Here is a 21,128-nt window from a genome sequence, read left to right as displayed (position 1 = left end):
TTTAAGACAACTTAAAAATGAAAAAAAAGAAAATTAATTTAAGAGACTTAAAGCTTGATTCTGATAACGGGCATAGTCACGATGATGGCCACAATCATCACGGTAAAAGTTCAAGTCAATTTAAAGCATACATTCCCGCCATTATAAGTTTTACAATGCTTATCATTGGAATAGGATTAGACTATTTTGATGTTTCTTTTTTTAAGGATTGGCTTCGTATAATTTGGTACGGCATAGCATATCTACCTGTTGGTTTTCCGGTAGTGAAAGAAGGTTGGGAAAGCATAAAAAAGGGCGATGTGTTTACAGAGTTCTTTTTAATGTCTATAGCAACTATTGGTGCGTTCATAATAGGTGAATATCCCGAAGGCGTTGCGGTGATGCTATTTTATGCAGTAGGCGAATTGTTTCAAAATGCAGCAGTCAATAGAGCCAAAGGAAACATTAAGGCCTTATTGGATGTAAGACCAAAGGAAGCCAATGTTTTTCGAGATGGGGATTATAAAAGTGTCAATCCTGAAAGTGTCGAAATAGGCGAAAAAATCCAAGTACGTGTGGGTGAAAAAATCCCATTGGATGGAATTCTGCTATCTGAAAAAGCATCTTTAAATACCGCAGCGTTAACAGGCGAAAGTAAACCTGACACCATAAATAAAAAGTCAAAAGTATATGCAGGAAGCATCAATCTGGAAAGTGTGATTGAAGTGGAAGTTACCAGCAAGTTTGAAGACAGTTCCATTGCAAGGATATTGGATTTGGTACAAAACGCCACAGCAAGAAAGTCCAAAACCGAATTGTTTATCAGGAAATTTGCACGTATTTACACACCAATTGTAGTGTTTTTAGCAATAGGTGTTACGTTTCTACCGTACTTTTTTGTAGAGGATTATGTGTTTAGGGATTGGTTGTACAGAGCATTGATTTTCTTGGTAATATCCTGCCCTTGTGCGTTGGTAATTTCTATTCCGTTGGGCTATTTTGGTGGTTTAGGCGCAGCTTCAAAAAATGGTATTCTGTTTAAAGGCGCTTCGTTTCTTGATGCAATGACCAAGATAAACACCTTGGTAATGGACAAAACAGGCACGGTTACCAAAGGAGTTTTCAAAATCAAAAACATAAAAACGTTTGATTGGAATGAAAAAGAATTTATGAACTATTTAATGGCAATGGAAGAGCAATCCACACATCCCATTGCTAAAGCTATTATGGAATACCAGAAAGGAACCAACAATTTTGAAGCAAATAAGGTCTCTGAAGTTGCAGGTAAAGGGTTAAAAGGTGTGGTAAATGGTAAAGAAGTTTTGGTTGGAAATAAAGCGTTAATGGTGTCCAATAATATAGAAGTGCCTAATGAAACTGAAGCTATCGTGGAATCTATTGTCTTGGTAGCTATTGATAATGTTTTTGCAGGTTATGTGGTAATTGCGGACGAATTAAAGGAGGATGCTAAAGAAACCATATCAAGTTTACATAGGGTAGGGATTAAAAAAATAATGATGCTTTCAGGAGATAAAGATTCCATAACTCAACAAGTGGCAAAGGATTTAAATATAGAAAATGCCAAGGGAGGTTTATTGCCAGAGGATAAATTAAATGAAGTTGAAGCAATAAAGAAAAATTCAGAAAATAAAGTAGCCTTCATTGGTGATGGTATTAATGATGCACCCGTTTTAGCAGCAAGTGATGTAGGTATAGCAATGGGCGGATTAGGTAGCGATGTAGCCATAGAAACAGCCGATGTTATCATTCAAACCGACCAACCTTCAAAAGTAGTGAAAGCTATTAAAATAGGCAGTTCCACACGAAAAATTGTATGGCAGAATATCATTTTGGCTTTTGGAATAAAAGTAATTGTACTGATTTTGGGAGCAGGAGGTTTGGCAACAATGTGGGAAGCTGTATTTGCAGACGTAGGCGTGGCTTTATTAGCAATTCTAAATGCGGTAAGGTTACAGAAAATGAAATGGAGTTGAGCATTAAACTTCTGTTAATTAAATAAGTATTTGTTAAAATTTCGTAACTTTGCAATTACAATGAAAAAAGTATTGCATAAAATAATGGCTTTCGCAATGGCTTTTGTAGTGTTATTCTCTACATTGTCATTTACGGTCAATATGCATTATTGTGGCGGTACTTTGGTTGAAACAGCATTTCTAAAAAATGTAAAAGGTTGCGGAATGGAAATGGGCAACCCTTCAACAGAAAGCTGTTCAATCACCAAGAAAAATTGTTGTGATAATAAGCAATTATCAATTGAAGGTCAAGATGAGTTACAACTTACCATTGATAAAATTTCTTTTGAGCAACAAGTATTCATTGCATCCTTTGTATATACTTACATCAACCTTTTTGAAGGTTTAGAAAAAAACGTAACGGCTTACGAAGAATACAAACCGCCACTCGTCATAAGGCGTATCTACAAGATTGACGAGACCTATTTAATTTGATTCTTAAACTTTAGACTGTGTTATCCTATGGCTTTTTGCCATAAGGATAATTTGCTGTATTCGGTGTTGTCCTAACGCCAATGTCTAACTGTTTAATTATCAAAACCAATGCTAAACAAAAGCATCAAATTCTTAATAGAAAATAAACTCGTAGCAGTTTTACTACTCGTCCTTTTCATAGGTTGGGGAACTGTAAATGCACCTTTTAATTGGGATACAGGTTTTTTACCAAGCAACCCTGTAGCTGTAGATGCTATTCCAGATATAGGCGAAAACCAACAAATTGTATTTACCAAATGGGATGGTCGTTCGCCACAAGATATTGAAGACCAAATTACCTATCCATTAACCACATCATTGTTGGGTATTCCTGGAGTAAAAACCATTCGTAGCTCGTCTATGTTTGGCTTTTCCAGTATCTACATCATTTTTGAAGAAGATATAGAGTTTTACTGGAGTCGAAGTCGCATTCTCGAAAAACTAAATTCCTTACCAAGTGGTTTATTACCTGATGGTGTTAATCCTGCTTTGGGACCAGATGCTACAGGATTAGGTCAAATATTTTGGTACACACTCGAAGGTCGTGATGAAAATGGAAATGTAACGGGTGGTTGGGATTTGCACGAATTACGTAGTATTCAAGATTACTATGTAAAATATGCATTGTCATCTGCAAGTGGTGTATCTGAAGTTGCATCTATTGGTGGTTACGTGCAAGAATATCAAGTTGATGTAAACCCAGAGTTAATGCGTCAATATAATATTGGCTTGCACCATATTGTAAAAGCAGTTAAAGAAAGTAACCGAGATATTGGAGCACAGACTTTAGAAATCAATCAAGCCGAATATCTGGTACGTGGTTTGGGTTATGTGAAATCCATAGCAGACATCGAAAATGCAGTTGTAACTTCAGAAGATTACACAGCTATCAAAATTAAAGATGTGGCAAAAGTGTCTTTAGGTCCTGCAACAAGACGTGGAATTTTAGACAAAGAAGGTGCAGAAGTGGTTGGTGGTGTTGTAGTAGCACGTTATGGCGCTAACCCAATGGAAGTGATTAATAATGTAAAAGCCAAAATAAACGAATTAAGCGCAGGACTACCTACAAAAACGTTGGCAGATGGTAGAACATCACAAGTAACTATAGTACCATTTTACGACCGTACAGAATTGATTCAAGAAACATTGGGTACACTCAATGAAGCCTTAACTTTAGAAATACTCATTACCATTTTGGTCATTATCATAATGGTATTTAATCTTCGTGCTTCCGTATTGATTTCAGGGCTATTACCTGTTGCGGTGTTAATGGTATTTATAGCAATGAAGCTCTTTGGTGTCGATGCCAATATTGTAGCACTATCAGGTATTGCTATTGCTATTGGTACAATGGTAGATGTTGGTGTCATACTTTCAGAAAACATCGTAAGGCATTTAGACGAAAACGAAAACAAATTACCAATAAACACAGTCGTTTACAACGCAACAGCAGAAGTATCTGGTGCAATCGTAACCGCAGTAATGACAACCATTATCAGTTTTATTCCTGTATTTACAATGATTGGTGCAGAAGGAAAACTATTTAGACCATTAGCATTTACTAAAACCTTTGCTTTAACAGCGTCCATAATTGTAGCCTTATTTCTAATACCACCGTTTGCGGCCTTTTTATTCCGAAAAAAGAGCATTCAAAAACATTTTAAATATGCTTTAAACGGTGTTTTAATAGTATTAGGAATAGCAGCAATAATTTATGGATATTGGTTAGGAATCATACTCATCGCTTTTGGTGTCACAGCTTTATTAAATCTTCAAAACAAGATTTCAGATAAACAAGCAAACTTTGCCAACATCATCATTTCTGCTTCGGCAATTGTATTCTTATTAGCAGAATATTGGCGACCGTTAGGAGTAAACGAAAGCATCTTCTTAAACCTCATTTTTGTAGCTATTATTTGTTTTGGCTTGTTAGGTGTATTTGGATTATTCATTAAATACTACACACGTATTTTAAGATGGTGTTTAGACAATAAATTATTATTTCTTTCCATACCTACAGCAATTGTCATAGCAGGCTTTTTCATAATGAAAAACACAGGTAAAGAGTTTATGCCATCCTTAAACGAAGGTTCTTTTCTATTAATGCCAACTTCAATGCCACACTCTGGAGTAGAAGAAAATAAGCGCGTTTTACAGCAATTGGATATGGCAGTAGCCAGTATTCCAGAGATTGAAACCGTAGTTGGTAAGGCAGGAAGAACAGAATCGGCTTTAGACCCTGCACCATTATCAATGTATGAAAATATCATTCAATACAAACCAGAATATATGTTGAATGATAAAGGAGAACGTCAACGCTATAAGGTCAACGATGATGGTAAGTATGTATTAAAAAACGGAATGTCATTGCGAGCGGAGCAACGTGAAGCGTGGCAATCTCTAAATGCAAAAGAACAACTAATCCCAGACGATGATGGCGAGTTTTACCGTAATTGGCGACCCGAAATACAATCACCAGACGATATTTGGAACGAAATTGTAAAAGTCACCAAATTACCAGGTGTCACATCAGCACCCAAACTACAACCTATTGAAACCCGATTGGTAATGCTACAAACAGGTATGCGTGCACCAATGGGAATCAAAATAAAAGGACAAGATTTAAAAGAAATCGAAGCTTTTGGAATGCAGTTAGAAACCATTTTAAAAGAAGCTGAAGGTGTAAAGGATGAAGCTGTTTTTGCAGACCGTATTGTAGGTAAACCGTATTTACTTATTGATATTGACAGAGAAAAAATTGCACGTTATGGTGTAAGTATTGAAGAGGTGCAAAACGTATTAAAAGTAGCTGTTGGTGGTATGTCCTTAACCCAAACCGTGGAAGGTCGTGAGCGTTATGGTGTACGTGTGCGTTACCCAAGAGAATTAAGAGCTAACCCAACCGATTTACAGCAAATTTACGTGCCTGTTGAAAAAGGTAGTCCTGTACCTTTAAGCGAATTGGCAACCATTCGTTACGAGCAAGGGCCACAAGTCATTAAAAGTGAAGACACCTTTTTAGTAGGCTATGTGTTGTTTGATAAAATGGATGGCTATGCAGAAGTAAATGTAGTAGAAAATGCGCAGGCAATGATTCAAAGCAAGATTGATGCAGGTGAATTAATAGTCCCAAAAGGCATTAACTATCAATTTACAGGAACTTACGAAAACCAATTACGTGCCGAAAAAACCTTATCGGTAGTTGTACCATTAGCATTGGCTATCATCTTTTTAATTCTGTACTTCCAATTCCGTTCGGTGGGTACATCATTAATGGTTTTTACAGGGATTGCAGTAGCGTTTGCAGGTGGTTTTTTAATGATATGGTTATACGGACAATCGTGGTTTTTAAACTTCAGTGTCTTTGATGAAAACCTTCGTGATTTATTCCAAATGCACACCATTAATTTAAGTGTAGCCGTTTGGGTAGGCTTCATTGCGCTCTTTGGCATTGCAACTGATGACGGAGTAGTAATGGCAACCTATTTAACACAAACATTCAATAGAAATTCACCGGAAACAAAAAAGGAAATTAGAGCATCTATTGTAGAAGCAGGTGAAAAACGTATTAGACCGTGTTTAATGACTACAGCAACAACCATTTTAGCACTCTTGCCTGTACTAACATCAACAGGACGAGGAAGCGACATTATGATTCCTATGGCAATCCCAAGTTTTGGAGGAATGCTCATCGCTTTAATCACCTTATTTGTAGTGCCAGTACTGTACAGCTGGAAAGCCGAAGTTCAACTTAAAAGAGCATCAAAATGAAACATATAAAAACAGTCTTTTTTCTTTTGTCAATTCTCTTTTGTCTCAAAGGAAACGCTCAACAATTAGAAACATTAATTGATGAAGCGTTAGAAAACAATCCCGAAATTCAAAAATTCGAGTTACAGTACAAAAGAGTTTCAGAAAAAGTGAATGAAGTCAATACCATTCCAAACACCGAATTTGGTGTGGGCTACTTTGTTAGCGAACCCGAAACCAGAACAGGCGCACAGCGTTTTAAAGTATCGGCAAAACAAATGTTACCTTGGTTTGGTACAATTACCTCTCGTGAAGACTATGTAACGTCACTTGCAGATGCTAAATACGAAGACATTGTTATTGCGAAACGCAAATTGATGGCTTCGGTATCACAATCCTATTACAATCTGTATGCAAACCAAGCAAAACAGCAAGTGTTAACTGATAATATTAAATTGTTGGAAACCTATGAAACAATGGCATTGACTTCTGTTGAGGTAGGTAAAGCGTCAGCAGTAGATGTATTACGATTACAAATGCGACAAAACGATTTACAGCAATTAAAAGATGTGTTGCAACAACAGTTTTTAGCAGAACAAACCAATTTTAATAATCTTTTAAATAGAGATAATACAATTGAGGTTTCAGTTGTAGATAGCTTAACAATTCCGATAGAAGATTTTGAAATCAATACTGAAAGTCTATCGATACATCCTGAATTAGTAAAGTTTGACAAACTCTATCAGTCTGTAGAAAAGTCAGAATTACTAAATCAAAAAGAAAGCAGTCCAATGATTGGTTTCGGGTTAGATTACATCAATGTAGAAGAAAGACCAGATATGGATTTTTCAGATAACGGTAAAGATATTGTAATGCCTATGGTTTCGGTATCAATCCCCATTTTCAATAAGAAATACAAATCTATTTCCAAACAAAACGAACTGGAACAACAAGAGATTCTTTCACAAAAACAAGAGCGCTTGAATATTTTGGAAACCCTTTTAAGCAAGGCAATTAACGAACGAATTTCTGCAAGAATTAGTTATGCCACCCAAACCAAAAACTTAAAACAGGCTAAAGATGCAGAAGATATTTTAATCAAAAGCTACGAAACAGGAACGATTAATTTTAATGATGTTTTGGATATACAGGAATTGCAATTAAAGTTTCAAATGAACCAAATAGAATCCATTAAAACCTACTATGTTCAAAGTGTCATAATTAATTATTTAATTCAGTAAACAATGAAACATACATATCATATACACGGAATGACTTGTAACGGTTGTCGCAGTCACGTTGAAGAAACACTTTCAAAAGTAAAAGGTGTTTCAAAGGCATCGGTTAATTTAGAAAAAGCCGAAGCCACTATAGAAATGGAACAGCATATTTCTTTAGAAACATTTCAAAAGGCTTTAAAAGATGATGGTGGTAAATATAGTATCCATAATCAAGAAGATCACCACCATCATTCAGAATCTAAAAAAGAAGAAACACCAAAAGGCAAAGGGACAGGTACTTTTTACTGCCCAATGCATTGCGAAAGTGATAAAACCTACGATAAACCAGGCGATTGCCCTGTATGTGGAATGGACTTGGTTGAAGAACAAAATCTATCAACATCAAATGCAGAGCAATGGACGTGCCCGATGCATCCAGAAATTGTAAAAGATGAAGCAGGTTCTTGCCCTATTTGCGGTATGGATTTAGTGCCAATGCAACCAGACCTTTCTGCTGAAGAAAAGACCTATAAAAAACTATTGAAAAAGTTTTGGATAGCAACAGCATTCACCTTGCCCATTTTCTTAATAGCTATGAGTGAAATGCTACATAACAATCCGTTATACGATATAATGGAACAGAAATATTGGAATTGGGTACAATTCATTTTATCCATACCTGTCGTGTTTTATGCTACTTGGATGTTCTTTGAACGAGCTTACAAAAGCATTAAAACGTGGAACCTCAATATGTTTACACTTATTGGTATAGGTGCAGGTGTAGCGTGGTTATTTAGTGTTTTTGGTATGTTATTTCCTGATGTGTTTCCTAATGAGTTTAAAACCGAATCGGGAGCAGTTCACGTGTATTTTGAAGCTGCAACAGTTATTTTAACATTGGTGTTGTTAGGTCAATTATTAGAAGCTCGTGCACACAGTAAAACCAATTCAGCAGTAAAAGAATTACTCAAATTAGCACCCAATAAAGCTATAAAAATAGTTGAAGGTGAAGAAGTTGAAGTAAGTATTGACAAGATAGAACTCAACGACATTCTTAAAGTAAAACCGGGTGATAAAATACCTGTGGATGGGGTGATTACCGAAGGCGAAACCAGTATAGACGAATCAATGATAACAGGCGAGCCTATTCCAGTTAACAAAATTAAGGATGATAAAGTCAGCAGCGGTACAATAAACGGCAACCAATCCTTTTTAATGAGAGCAGAAAAGGTAGGTAGTGACACGCTGTTATCCCAAATTATTCATATGGTAAATGATGCCAGTAGAAGTCGTGCACCCATTCAAAATTTAGCCGATAAGGTATCTGGGTATTTTGTACCTGTCGTTGTCATTATATCATTAATAACGTTTGCAATATGGGCTATTTGGGGACCAGAACCAGCCTATGTATATGCGTTTGTTAATGCCATCGCAGTATTAATTATTGCTTGTCCTTGTGCTTTAGGTTTGGCAACACCAATGTCAGTTATGGTTGGTGTGGGTAAAGGTGCTCAAAATGGTGTATTGATTAAAAATGCAGAAGCATTAGAAAAAATGAATAAGGTAAATACCCTTATTGTAGATAAAACAGGAACTATAACAGAAGGTAAACCCACAGTTGAAACCGTAGGTTCTTTTAGTGATAATTATAACGACAAAAAGGTACTTCAATACATCGTCTCGTTAAATACCAACAGTGAACATCCATTAGCAGAAGCAACAGTAAAATATGGTAAAGAACTTAATGCTGAAATTTTAAAATCTGCCAATTTTAGTGCAGTTACAGGAAAGGGCGTAGAAGCTGAAATTGATAATAAAAAAGTGGCTTTAGGTAATCCAAAAATGATGGAATACGCAAATGCTGAAATCACCTCTAAAATGAAGGAAGAAGCTAAAACCTATCAGAAACAAGGGAAAACAGTCTCATATTTAGCTATCGATAAAAAAGTGGTTGGTTATGTAGTTATAGGTGATAAAATCAAATATACCAGTGCAAAAGCTATAAAAGAACTGCAAAATAATGGTGTTGATGTGATAATGCTTACAGGAGATAATCACGACACAGCCCAAGCGGTAGCATCAGAGTTGAATCTGGCAGATTTTAAAGCGAGTATGTTACCCGAAGATAAATTAAAAGAAGTCGAGAAACTTCAAAACAATGGTAAAGTGGTTGCTATGGCAGGCGATGGTATCAACGATGCACCTGCATTGGCAAAAAGTGATGTAGGTATTGCAATGGGTACAGGAACAGATGTCGCTATTGAAAGTGCTATGATTACATTGGTAAAAGGTGATTTACACGGTATAGTTAAAGCTCGTCATTTAAGTAGTGCAGTAATGAAGAACATTAAACAAAACCTATTTTTTGCACTTATCTATAACACATTGGGCGTTCCTATAGCGGCAGGTGTGTTATTTCCATTTTTTGGAATTTTATTATCACCAATGATTGCAGCTTTAGCAATGAGTTTTAGTTCTGTTTCAGTTATAGGTAATGCATTACGATTAAGAACAATTAAAGTATAACCATAAAATTAAATAATATGGAAAATTCAAAAGAACACTCAAACAAAGGAAACTATAAAACCTTCTTTATAATGTTGGCTTGCTCATTTGTAGCAATGTACATTACAATGTATTTAAATACCTATTCAATAGACCACGTGTATTTTAGTTTATCAAGATTCTATATGACTTGCTTGGGTATTTCAGCAATGGCAGTAATAATGTGGTTTTTTATGCGAAAAATGTATAATGATAGAAAGAAAAATATAGCAATTCTTGCAGGTAGTTTTATTCTGTTTATAGGGGCTTTAGGGTTAGTAAGAGCACAAGCACCAATTATTGGTGATGTCCTTTGGATGAAAGCAATGATTCCTCATCACTCTATCGCTATTTTAACAAGTGAAAGGGCAGATATTCAAGACCCAGAAGTAAAAAAACTGGCAGAAGATATTATTGAAGCACAACGCAAGGAAATAGAAGAAATGAAAGCAATGATAAAACGATTAGAAAATGAAAAATAACAAAATAATAATTTATATCGGCATACTCGCTATTGGTTTGTTATTTGGTTGGTTATTGTTTGGCGGAACATCAAAACAGGACACAAATCATAACCATAATCAAGTAACAGAAACCAATCAAATGTGGACGTGCTCTATGCATCCGCAAATTATGCAACCAGAACCAGGCGATTGTCCTATTTGTGGTATGGATTTAATTCCTGCTGAAGATGGTGCAGATGGATTAACAGCAGACCAGTTTAAATTAACAGCTAATGCAATGGCTTTGGCTAATATCCAAACTACTGTGGTTGGTAATGGTTCAGTCGAAAATGGAATCATAAAACTATCAGGTAAAATAGCTGAAAATGAAGAAGCCAATGCAGTACAGGTCAGTTACTTTTCGGGTAGAATTGAACGTTTGAATGTGAGTTTTACAGGTGAAGAAGTTCGTAAAGGTCAGCTATTAGCAACCATTTATTCACCAGAATTATATGCAGCACAACAAGAACTCATTACAGCAGCTTCTTTAAAAGAATCGCAACCTGCTTTATACAAAGCTGTACGTAATAAATTAAAACTTTGGAAACTTTCTGAAAGTCAAATTAATCAAATAGAACAAACTGGAAAAGTGAAAGAAAACGTTCCAGTCTATGCAACCGTTTCAGGTACAGTTACCGAAAAATTAGTAGAACAAGGCGATTATATTAAGCAAGGTCAGCCTTTATTAAAAATTGCTAATCTTAACACGGTTTGGGCAAATTTTGATGTTTATGAAAACCAGATAGAATTATTTAAAAAAGGACAAGAAGTCTCTATAGCTACTAACGCTTATGCAAATAAAGTATTTAACGGAAAAGTTGACTTTATCGACCCTGTTTTAAATAAAAAAACAAGAACAGTAACCTTGCGTGTAGTTCTAAACAATAAAGATGATGTGTTTAAACCAGGAATGTTTGTAACTGCAAATGTTGATGGTGTTAAAGATGAAAATAAGGAATCCTTAAAGATTCCTTCATCTGCTGTGCTATGGACAGGTGAGCGCTCTGTAGTGTATTTAAAATCAAATCCAGACCAACCCATTTTTGAAATGCGTGAAGTTAAGTTGGGTAATCAAATTGGTAATGAATATCAAGTATTAGAAGGTTTATCCAATGGCAATGAAATCGTAACTAACGGAACATTTACAGTTGATGCAGCAGCACAATTACAAGGCAAAAAATCAATGATGAATAAGCAAGGTGGCAAAACAATGACAGGTCACGAAGGTCATTTAGGTATGGATAATAATACATCAAAAAAAGAAAGTGACCATACTAATATGAATGAACGCTTAAAAGTATCGGAGAAATTTCAAGAGCAATTAAAAGAAGTATACAAAGATTACATCAATTTAAAAGATGCTTTAGTAAAAGAAGACGCAAAAGGCAGTTCGCAAAATGCAACTTCGTTACTATCAAATTTGAGTAAGACAGATATGAAATTGCTTAAGGATGAAGCACACAATCACTGGATGTCATTAGTTGGCGACATAAAAGCTTCTACGACATCAATAGCCGGTTCTCAAGACATTAAAACTCAAAGGAATCATTTTAAACATTTGTCTTCACATTTAATAAAAGCGGTTCAAATATTTGGTGTCAATGAAAAAGTCTATGTAGAATTTTGCCCTATGGCAGATAACAATAACGGAGCCTATTGGTTAAGCAAAGAAGAAAAAGTAATCAATCCATATTTTGGCGAAGCAATGCTAACCTGTGGAGAAGTAAAACAAGTAATAGAATGATAAATCAAGTAATAACAATTAAATTTTAAAAAATGAAGAAAGTAATTTTAAGTGTAGCTGTAATAGTAGCTATGGGTTTAACAAGTTGTAAAAACGAAACTAAAAAAGTTGAAGAAACTACAACAACAGAAGTGTCAAATGAAATAGCAATGACAGACTTATCTTTTGGTGTAAGAGGTAATTGTGGGATGTGTAAAAATACCATTGAAAAAGCAGCCAATAGTGTAGAAGGTGTGGCAAGTGCCAATTGGGATGTTGATAAAAAGAAGATTGATGTTTCTTTTGATGATACCAAAACAGATGCAATGGCAATTCATAATGCAATCGCAGCTTCAGGGTATGATACTGAAAAAGTAGCAGGAAATGAAGAAGCCTATAAAAATTTACCTGGTTGTTGCCAATACGATCACGAAATGATAATGAATCAATCTGGTGAAATGAAAAGTGATGTCCATTCAAATCACGATCATTAAGCAAATAATTTAAGAGTCTTTTTCGGAAGGCTCTTTTTTTACATTTTAATTTTAAAAGGGCAGGTAATAAGGTGTTCGTCAGTTGTTCCATTTTGTTTCATAAAGCATAATCACAAATGCGTTGCATTGGTGCTTACCATACATAGCACTACTGCGGTGACACATCCTCGTTAGCACTATGTATTTGCTTTACTTCACACACTACACAACTTCCTCACCCGCAGCTACTCTTGCACCCCAAACCCCAATAAGGTGTGTGCTGGTGGCACACAAAACATAAATTGGGGTACAACCGCTGCTTAATAATTTGGCTCGCCTGCTGTTCGCTGCGGGCTAATCAGGGTGTCACATTTTTTGAAGGCAGCCCTTTTGCATATACAATAACCGCTTCAAGAAATTTGAAGTATCCGAATACTTTTAAAACCGCTTTAATAACTGATTAAATAGTCTTTTAAATCCAAAAGCGGATTATTCTATATTGCAAACGCACAGCAAGAGTAACGCATTCAGTCAGCTATTTCAGCCACCACATAACCCATTTTTAAATTGGCAATTGCTCGTTAGTGAATTTTATAATCCTCAATTTCCTTAATCTACTTAAATCCTTATAAATTAAATAACCATAAGCACTCACAATTGCTAAAATTTAAAAACGGTAACCATCCTTCAATAGCTTCCTTCAATTGTTACACTTGCTTTCCCACGCTACACCCAAGCTAAAGCCAACGGCATCAAAAACCTGTGCCACCCTTGCGTTTTCAACGTAGGCGTGGTAGCCCTATCGGGCTATTTTCCCACACCACCCTTGCTCAACTCGCTGGCGGCTCGCTATTATGGCTATCGCCATACGCTACGCGATTACCTGCTTATTATGTTTTAGGTAATTTATTGAGTTCTTCTGCTAATATTGTAAGAACACGTATTCTATCGTATCTATCAGCAATGTGAGTGTCCTCGTATAAAATTCTATTTACAAAGTTTACTATATTTTGTCTTGTAAAAGATAATTTTGAATGTTCAGCAACAAATCTGAACATATCTACAAACTCTCTATGCTTAAATTTTGCAAATAACTCGAAGATATTAGTTTTAATTTCTTCCCAAACATCATTTTTGACTATACAGATTTGACATTCTTTTTGTTTATCATAGTTAATATTCTTGGTTGCTTCAAATGATTTTTCAAGCCCAAAAAAAGAGTGTTTCATTCCATTGACTTGTGTGGCCTTATTGTAAAAAATTATGATGTATTCATTAAATAATAAAAAATATGGATTTTTATACTTTGGAATATCTAAAACACTATTACTGGTTAATTTTTTTACAGCATTGGAATTAAAAAAAATCCCGATAGGATAAGGGCAATTCAAAGAAATATCTTTTTCAACGTGACTTTTCAGCTCTTGTATTGAGTCTTTCAGATTATTATTCAGATAATTTCTTATGGCTCTATGTTCCTTCTCTTTAAGAGTAAATTTATTATGTTGGGCTATAGAAAACCTTAAAATTACAGAATACCAGAATAGAGAAATTAATCCTATTTTATTTTCAAAAGAAATAACATCATCTTTATCACATTCTAAAATACTTATTTTTTTATGGATTTTATCAGCATATAAGGACTCTAAATATCCAAGCCTTTTTTCACAATCGCTACAAAAGATATTGTCTTCAATAAAAGGGATATAGTTTTGTTCAATTTCTTCATCTGTAAGTTCTCTTCCCATATATTCCTCTATTTGTTCTGGTGTCAATTCTCGACCAATGTGATTTTGTACAGCTTCACTTCCAATTGAAACTACAAACTCTTTATTTCTTTCGAATAGAGTTTTTAGGATAAATGCAGGTATTATATGTGATCCTTTTTTATCAGCTTCTTTATTTAAACAGATATTACATTTCATTTTTGAGTTTTTAATAGAGGTAAAGTAAAAAAAAGATTGCAAAGATAGATGGCTTCCTTCATCCAACGCTCATCATACTATAAAGTTCAAGCCCTACGGGTTTTGAAAAAAATATTGCACCTATGTTTAGGCGCAAATTTCAAAACCCTTTCCTTTAGCAATATTTTTTCCAAAAAACTTGACAGTATGTCAACGCCATCAAAGAAACGGCTTTCTTTTTTCTCTTTTTCTTTGTAAAAAAAATATTCATTTTTTTATTTCTGATGCAAAAGGAAGCAATCTAAAGCAACAAAATCCATATCCAACGAATAGCATAAAAGTTGCCATATATTTCAACGGAAGGTACAACTTCGTGTCAAGTCCGTACCAAGTCCGAAGAAAAGTAAGTTTCATTTAAATTATTTATGTTATGGGTAAAATTGCTCAAGGAATTTTAGGAGGGCTTTCCGGTAAGGTTGGAAACATTATCGGTGGAAGCTGGAAAGGTATTGACTACATCAGAATTAAACCTTCAAGTGTAGCCAATCCAAGAACTGTAGGTCAGGTAAACCAAAGAAACAAGTTTACTGTGACTTTAGAATTTATTCAAGCTGTTAAACCATTTATCCAAAAAGGGTATAAGTTTTTAGCAGTGAAGAAAACAGCATTTAATGCTGCGATGTCTTATGTGTTGAATAATGCCATTACAGGAGTCGAACCAGACTTTGAGGTGGATTATGCAACCGCATTAGTAAGTAGAGGCGGTTTATCAGCTGCTTTGAACCCTTCTACAGATCTTGCAACACCTGGAGAGGTAACTTTTAACTGGGATGATAACTCTGCTGAAGGTAACGCCAACGCTACCGATAAAGCAATGTTATTGGTTTACAATCCATCAAAGAAAGAATCTATTTCTTTAACAGATGGTGCAGACAGAACAGTAGGAACTCAAATTGTTGCAATACCAACAACCTACGCAGGAGATACTGTAGAGCTATTTATGGCATTTATAACTGTCGATGGTAGCCAAGTATCAAACAGTACTTATTTAGGCTCTGGGATAGCCAATTAATAGCTTGGTGCTTTTATTTGAAAACCGCTCAAATCGAGCGGTTTTTTTATGCTATATTAGTAAGTGAATTTATTAATGATTGCTCTTGTTTTACTCTTTTTATGCATTTTTTGTATCCTATTTGTTGCCCAAACACGAGGAACCCTTTATTTTAAAGAAAAGTTAAATATTGTATCGGAAAGTAATGATTTGTATTTGTGATAGTATCATATGATACTATCAAATATGAAACCGCCTTATCCTTTATCTTATTAGTTTTTCATTAATTAGATTTGTACTAGACGTTTATCTATTACGCTATAACCACACTATAAGCATGATATAAGTACGCTATAACCACGCTATAACCCTTGTTTTAAATTTTTGTATATTGCTATACATGAGGTGTTTAACTTAAATACAGGAGTTATGGCAAAACAGAAAGGTATTTTACCATTTGTAGGTACATTGGGCGGCTTAAATTTTTACTATTTGCACGGCAAACCTGTTGTTAGACAAGCTGGTGGAGGTTTTAACGCGAAAGACATCAAGAATAAGCCTAGTATGCGGCGTGTACGAGAAAACAGTAGTGAGTTTGGGCATTGTTCTGCTGTTAATAAAGTTTTTAGGATGGCGTTGCGACCTTTTTACAAAGGCTATAAGTTTACACATTTTCATAGTAGGTTGATGAGTTTGTTCACACAGTTGAAGGATTTGGATACCGTAAGTAAGCGTGGTGAACGCCGGGTTGGACAAGGTGTTGCCCATGCCAATGGCTTAAGTTTATTGAAACGGTTTAATTATACGTCTGAATGTGATGTGAAGCGTGTTCTGCCTTTTACTTATGCTGTTGACGCTACTACTTTTGAATTAACTATTTCTGAATTTCATATTAAGCAAGTTGGGTTTATAACAGGTGCTACGCATATTGAATTAACCTATGGTGTTTTGGATATGGATTTTAATACGCTGGATTTTGATTTGCATCTTGCAGATACTCTAGTGTTGGATAAGCATTTTGCTGGAAGTATTGTGTCTTTAGTACCCAATAGCATGCCTATTTCTTCTGGGTCTTTAATTTCTGTGTTAGGCGTGCGGTTTTATCAAGAGGTTGATGGGGAATTGTATATTTTGAATGCAAAGGATGGGGTAGGGATTGCGGTTTTGGATTGTTTTTAATTAATTCTTCATTTTTTGCTGATCCAAAAAACGAAGCAAAAAAGACCTTTGCTGTCGGTAGGCATTTCACCTATGGTGAACCAAGCCCAAAACTTCGCGTCGCGAGGCTCCTATTCTCGAAGCTTTTGTGCTTTATGCTTACGACAGCGGATTCCTGCGTTACAGGAATTTGGTTGGATACTGAAATGCGTTTCGAGAGCCTCAACGTCCGTTCAGGATGACAAGGTGATGCTACAGGGATTGAGTGTACGGTTTTATCAAGAGGTTGATGGGGAATTGTATATTTTGAATGCAAAGGATGGCGTAGGAATTGTGGTTTTGGAGTGTTATTAGTTTAATCTTCATTTTTTATAGGTTAAAGACCTTGTGACCTTGCCCAAATCAGGCTTTATTAAATAAGACCTTTACTTTTTGGTTGGCATTTAACTCATAGCGACAAAGCCCCAAAAATTCGACTCATGATTCTATCTTTCACTATGCTATTGTGTTTTAAGGTTGTTTTGGTAAAAAATTAATTAATAGTGAAAAAAAGTAAAGTTTTCATGGTTATAGGTTTAGAATTCTATTATTTCTTGATATTTGGAGCATTTACCCTTCCTGAATTTAAACCACGAATACTCATCGAAACAACTTTTTCATCAGTATTAAATTGAAATAGAATCTGCATATTGTCTCTTGGGTTATCACTTTCTACTAAAAATACATTTGCTTTATATGGCCATAAAAGAAGGGGTTCCACCCAGTAATTAGACTCCAGATAAAGCTTACCATCCTTAAGATATACTTCTCTATATCTTTCGCTATCCACAATATATTTACCGAGATAGGGTTGTAGGTCCTGAATACGGGTATTATGATAATCTGGTATTTTGATATTTAGTTGTTTTAAAGCCTTTGAACTTTCTACGTCTCTTGGATTGTCAGCTAATGCTTTTTGATAATGCTTTGCAGCTAAATTTGAGTTACTGTTTTCTAAATATAAGTTTCCTAGCTCACGATGAATTGTATAAAAGTTGGGCATCACGCGATCTGCTAATAATAAGGTTTTAATGGCTTCATTAACTTGATTGTTATTTCTTAAAGTACTAGCGGTTTGAAACAAACTTCGCCAGTCTACCGTATTTAAGTAATCTTCTTCATAGGTCAAGGTTGAGTCGATTATGGTTTCAACATAGTCAACCCCTTTTTCAATGATTAATTGTCCTATGGAATTAGGATCTAAAGGTGCTCTTTTGCCTTTTTTAAATTGAAAACTAAAATCATGGCTTATAGGCTCATACTCTTTAAAACTATTTTTGTTCTTTAAATAGTGGTCAAAAAAGAGCCCTATATAGTTAGTCATTTCTGCATAAAACTTATAATGGGTTTCTTTTTCATCTTCAGTTAGAGTTTCGTTATTAACCATTTCATACAATAAGAATAAACCTGAAAAGTAATTATGGTTTTCAATATCGTATCTAATCAAGGCTTTGTCGGCATATTTTACATTTTCAAGAAATGTTGCTGGATTTTGATCGGGTGACTTTAAATTTTTACCAATGAATAGTAGATTTGAAGTAAAACGTTCTGGATTGTACAATTCACTTTTTGTGAAGTCACTCAACCATCCTTGGGACATAATGGAGCCATCTAATGAAATGGTTGCGTCTACAGCTTTATTTTTTGAGGCGAATACAATGTTTGACAATCCGCCTAAACTAAACCCGAAAACACCAATTTTATTACTCGGATATTTTCTTTTTGCATATTGTAACAAGAATGCTAAATCTTCAGCCTGAACTTTAACAGCGTTTAAATTTCTTTGTTGAAGTTGTGAAAATTCACCCTTTGCCATAACTGAAAGTACTACATATCCTTTACTTGCCAAATATTCACATATAATACTATTATCTATTGCAGAAGTATTCATTGGTGGTGCATAAAGAATGATTGGGAAATCACCAGTGATTTCATCAGCATCTAGAAGAGCATGGGTATTGCTATTCAGTATTTTTTTTAATTGATCTTGTTTTGTCTTGTTGTTTAAGGAATTAACAAGCGCATTGATACTAGTGTCTTTGTCTTCTATTGATGTTTTTTCAAAGTCTATTTCAGATGATGTGAAACCAACATAATCTTTGTACTGTAAGTTATTAGATTTATTGCCGAGTTTTGACGGATACCAAATAGAAACTTGCATAGGCCTGCCTATTGGGTATTCTGTTCTATTGCCGTAATAATCATATTTTTGGAAGAAAGAGCGGCTATTATCGTAGGTGTGAAACACTTTATAGCCTACGGAAAACTCACCAAAAGTTAAGTGGTTTGTAATATTGCTTTGTGAATGAGCGTTTAAAGTAATTAAGACTATAGTGATGATATTGAAATAGATTTTTTTATTCATTGTTGTTCTGTTTGTTTTAATTAAGATAGCCTCATCATAAAATTGTTACAGTTGTGCTTATTGATTTTTAACCAATTGTCTTATTTGTTTAACAATTATTTCAGGTTGATCAATTTGTATGTAATGCCCACTTTTTTTAGCAATAATTAGCTTACTATTTATAGATAGATTCAGTAAATCTTTTTGTAATGAATCTCTATGCTTAACTAACTGCTCTGAACTCCAATTTTCATCGCCTTCAGGAATACTTTTATTTCCTCCAGCAATGACTATTAACGGAATGTCGTCCAAAGTGTATTTCCCCTTATTTAGATACATATCTTGCATGATTTCGGCTTCATAAGTATTACTTTGTCCTTTTACGTAAGTGAAAGGGCGATCATTATAAATCCAATTGAACCGCGCTTTATCTTCATCAGAAAACTTTTTAAGCATATCTCCAAAGTCTCGTTTCCCTTGAAACGATTTTATTTCAGGCTTTTTAGTCAATGGTGTTTTTACCACTTCTTTTATGGGCTGGTCAGCAGTTAAACGCATACGTTTCCATTCCATTTGTTTTGTTTCCTTGTTAAAGATTTTAAGTGTTACATCTGGATGTGTAGCATCAACCATGACTACTCCTTTTACCTCATCTTTATATTCTACAGCAAACAAATTGGCTTGAATACCGCCCAAAGAATGTCCAACGACAATGTATGGTGCTTTGTAGCCAGCTTTTTGTAAGGCCTGATAGGTATCGTATACTTGTTGGTTTAATGCTAGCCCGTGCCCATGTTCACTCCAGCCTTCTCCTGCAAAATCAATAGCTACAGCTGTTGCAAACCTTCCAACTTTTGGTAGTACTAAATTCCAATGTAAGGCAATATCGCCTGCACCATGAAAAAATACTACCGTTGGTCCTTTTTTGTCTTTGCCCTCCACTAATAAATGAATATTATATCCGCCTATATCAACAAACTCTCCAGGAGCATTAAATTCTTTTTCTTGAGGACTTGCTTTAATACTACTCATTAAGAACAGGACTATTACTAACTTCTTCATTTTTTTGTTTTTTGTAGTTTTATTATTTGAAAATTTATTAACTAATTTTTAATTAGTTGCGAGATGATTCTATTGCCTTTAAATACTCTACTGCACGAGCTTTGCCTTTTTTTGATTTCTCTGATAAAATGACATCAAATTCATTTTGAGAGACTACCTTACCACCTTTAGGAGTTTTAAACTCTTTCCTTTCGTTTTGAAGTTCTACATTTGTACATAGATAGCTGAAGTTGCCATCATCTGCCTGTAAAATGAGCCCTGGAAGGCCATCATATAAATAAGGTCCATTAGCTATTGGGATTTGAGTTGTAAACCACGCAGTAACCAAAATCAAGGAGTCGTTTTTTTTGTATTGAAGCGTTGCTTTGGAGCATGAATAAACCCCTATGTTTTTTGTTTCCTGATGAATTTGCCATTCTTTAGCTTGAATGGTGTCTTGAATTGAAAACACCTTTCCTTGCAATTCCTTTTTATGGACATAACGTCTTGTTGTGAAATTTTTGAACAATTTATCATTGTAATTATTGGTGCTACCATTTAGATCTAGTTTTTCTTTTTCAAAGAATAAGGATTTGGTTTTATTAAACTCTAAAACATATTCCTTTTGAAATTGTTTAGTAAAATAGCCTTGTACGTTTTCTATCGTTTCTTTATCATATTTAGTGCTATCTAACAAGGTTTTCATCTTTTTATGGGACTTATAAGTTACCTTTCCTACAATGTTTTGAGAATTCAAATAAGTATCTGATTTTTCTTCAAAATCGTTGGTTTTTATGTGAGATTGAAAAAAGGTCAATGCTGTTAAGCATACTATTGCAATAAATATTAGGTTTATTTTATTCATTATTGTTTCCATTCTCTTGACAACTAA

14 protein-coding genes are annotated in these 21,128 nt (G+C 34.8%); 10 read left to right on the top strand and 4 right to left on the bottom strand.

The window, feature by feature from the left end; genetic code table 11:
* Window positions 1–17 precede the first annotated feature (17 nt).
* From MTX13_RS01185 to MTX13_RS01150, 8 genes are all read left to right on the top strand, one after another.
* Entirely contained in the window at window positions 18–1,973 is a 1,956-nt protein-coding gene (locus MTX13_RS01185) for a heavy metal translocating P-type ATPase (protein WP_250432544.1), read from the top strand.
* Between the two features lie 60 nt (window positions 1,974–2,033).
* Window positions 2,034–2,447, top strand: a complete 414-nt coding sequence (locus tag MTX13_RS01180) for an HYC_CC_PP family protein (protein ID WP_250432543.1) — start codon at window positions 2,034–2,036, stop codon at window positions 2,445–2,447.
* A gap of 108 nt (window positions 2,448–2,555) precedes the next feature.
* Window positions 2,556–6,257, top strand: coding sequence for an efflux RND transporter permease subunit (locus tag MTX13_RS01175; protein WP_250432542.1), 3,702 nt, complete (start codon window positions 2,556–2,558; stop codon window positions 6,255–6,257).
* On the top strand, window positions 6,254–7,477 hold the full coding sequence (locus MTX13_RS01170; RefSeq protein WP_250432541.1) for a TolC family protein: 1,224 nt from the start codon (window positions 6,254–6,256) through the stop codon (window positions 7,475–7,477). The genes MTX13_RS01175 and MTX13_RS01170 overlap by 4 nt, the downstream gene beginning before the upstream one ends.
* Before the next feature lie 3 nt (window positions 7,478–7,480).
* Window positions 7,481–9,982 (top strand): heavy metal translocating P-type ATPase, encoded by a 2,502-nt coding sequence (locus tag MTX13_RS01165; RefSeq protein ID WP_250432540.1) that lies wholly within the window; start codon window positions 7,481–7,483, stop codon window positions 9,980–9,982.
* Between the two features lie 17 nt (window positions 9,983–9,999).
* On the top strand, window positions 10,000–10,482 hold the full coding sequence (locus MTX13_RS01160; protein ID WP_250432539.1) for a DUF305 domain-containing protein: 483 nt from the start codon (window positions 10,000–10,002) through the stop codon (window positions 10,480–10,482).
* Window positions 10,472–12,247, top strand: a complete 1,776-nt coding sequence (locus MTX13_RS01155; RefSeq protein ID WP_250432538.1) for an efflux RND transporter periplasmic adaptor subunit — start codon at window positions 10,472–10,474, stop codon at window positions 12,245–12,247. The genes MTX13_RS01160 and MTX13_RS01155 overlap by 11 nt, the downstream gene beginning before the upstream one ends.
* A gap of 32 nt (window positions 12,248–12,279) precedes the next feature.
* Window positions 12,280–12,720: a heavy-metal-associated domain-containing protein gene (locus MTX13_RS01150; RefSeq protein WP_250432537.1), complete on the top strand. Its 441-nt coding sequence runs from the start codon at window positions 12,280–12,282 to the stop codon at window positions 12,718–12,720.
* An 869-nt stretch (window positions 12,721–13,589) separates the two neighbouring features.
* Here the strand turns inward: MTX13_RS01150 and MTX13_RS01145 are convergent.
* Entirely contained in the window at window positions 13,590–14,624 is a 1,035-nt protein-coding gene (locus tag MTX13_RS01145) for a hypothetical protein (protein WP_250432536.1), read from the bottom strand.
* A gap of 409 nt (window positions 14,625–15,033) precedes the next feature.
* Between MTX13_RS01145 and MTX13_RS01140 the strand changes: the two genes are divergently transcribed.
* Entirely contained in the window at window positions 15,034–15,675 is a 642-nt protein-coding gene (locus MTX13_RS01140) for a DUF6266 family protein (RefSeq protein WP_250432535.1), read from the top strand.
* A 408-nt stretch (window positions 15,676–16,083) separates the two neighbouring features.
* Window positions 16,084–16,833, top strand: a complete 750-nt coding sequence (locus MTX13_RS01135) for a hypothetical protein (protein WP_250432534.1) — start codon at window positions 16,084–16,086, stop codon at window positions 16,831–16,833.
* Window positions 16,834–17,398: 565 nt separating this feature from the next.
* Here the strand turns inward: MTX13_RS01135 and MTX13_RS01130 are convergent.
* The 3 genes from MTX13_RS01130 to MTX13_RS01120 are packed head-to-tail and all read right to left on the bottom strand — an operon-like array spanning window position 17,399 to window position 21,101.
* Window positions 17,399–19,216: a dienelactone hydrolase family protein gene (locus MTX13_RS01130; RefSeq protein ID WP_250432533.1), complete on the bottom strand. Its 1,818-nt coding sequence runs from the start codon at window positions 19,214–19,216 to the stop codon at window positions 17,399–17,401.
* Window positions 19,217–19,273: 57 nt separating this feature from the next.
* Complete coding sequence (locus MTX13_RS01125; protein WP_250432532.1) at window positions 19,274–20,257, bottom strand: alpha/beta hydrolase; 984 nt, start codon at window positions 20,255–20,257, stop codon at window positions 19,274–19,276.
* A gap of 52 nt (window positions 20,258–20,309) precedes the next feature.
* Window positions 20,310–21,101 carry a GLPGLI family protein gene (locus MTX13_RS01120; RefSeq protein ID WP_250432531.1) on the bottom strand — a complete coding sequence of 264 codons (792 nt, stop codon included), beginning with the start codon at window positions 21,099–21,101 and terminating at the stop codon, window positions 20,310–20,312.
* Window positions 21,102–21,128 lie beyond the last annotated feature (27 nt).

This window comes from Hanstruepera flava, assembly GCF_023634025.1.
In the GTDB taxonomy this organism is placed as follows: domain Bacteria; phylum Bacteroidota; class Bacteroidia; order Flavobacteriales; family Flavobacteriaceae; genus Hanstruepera; species Hanstruepera flava.
The sequence above is the reverse complement of the archived record's forward strand: the minus strand, read 5'-3'. Positions and strand labels throughout refer to the sequence as shown.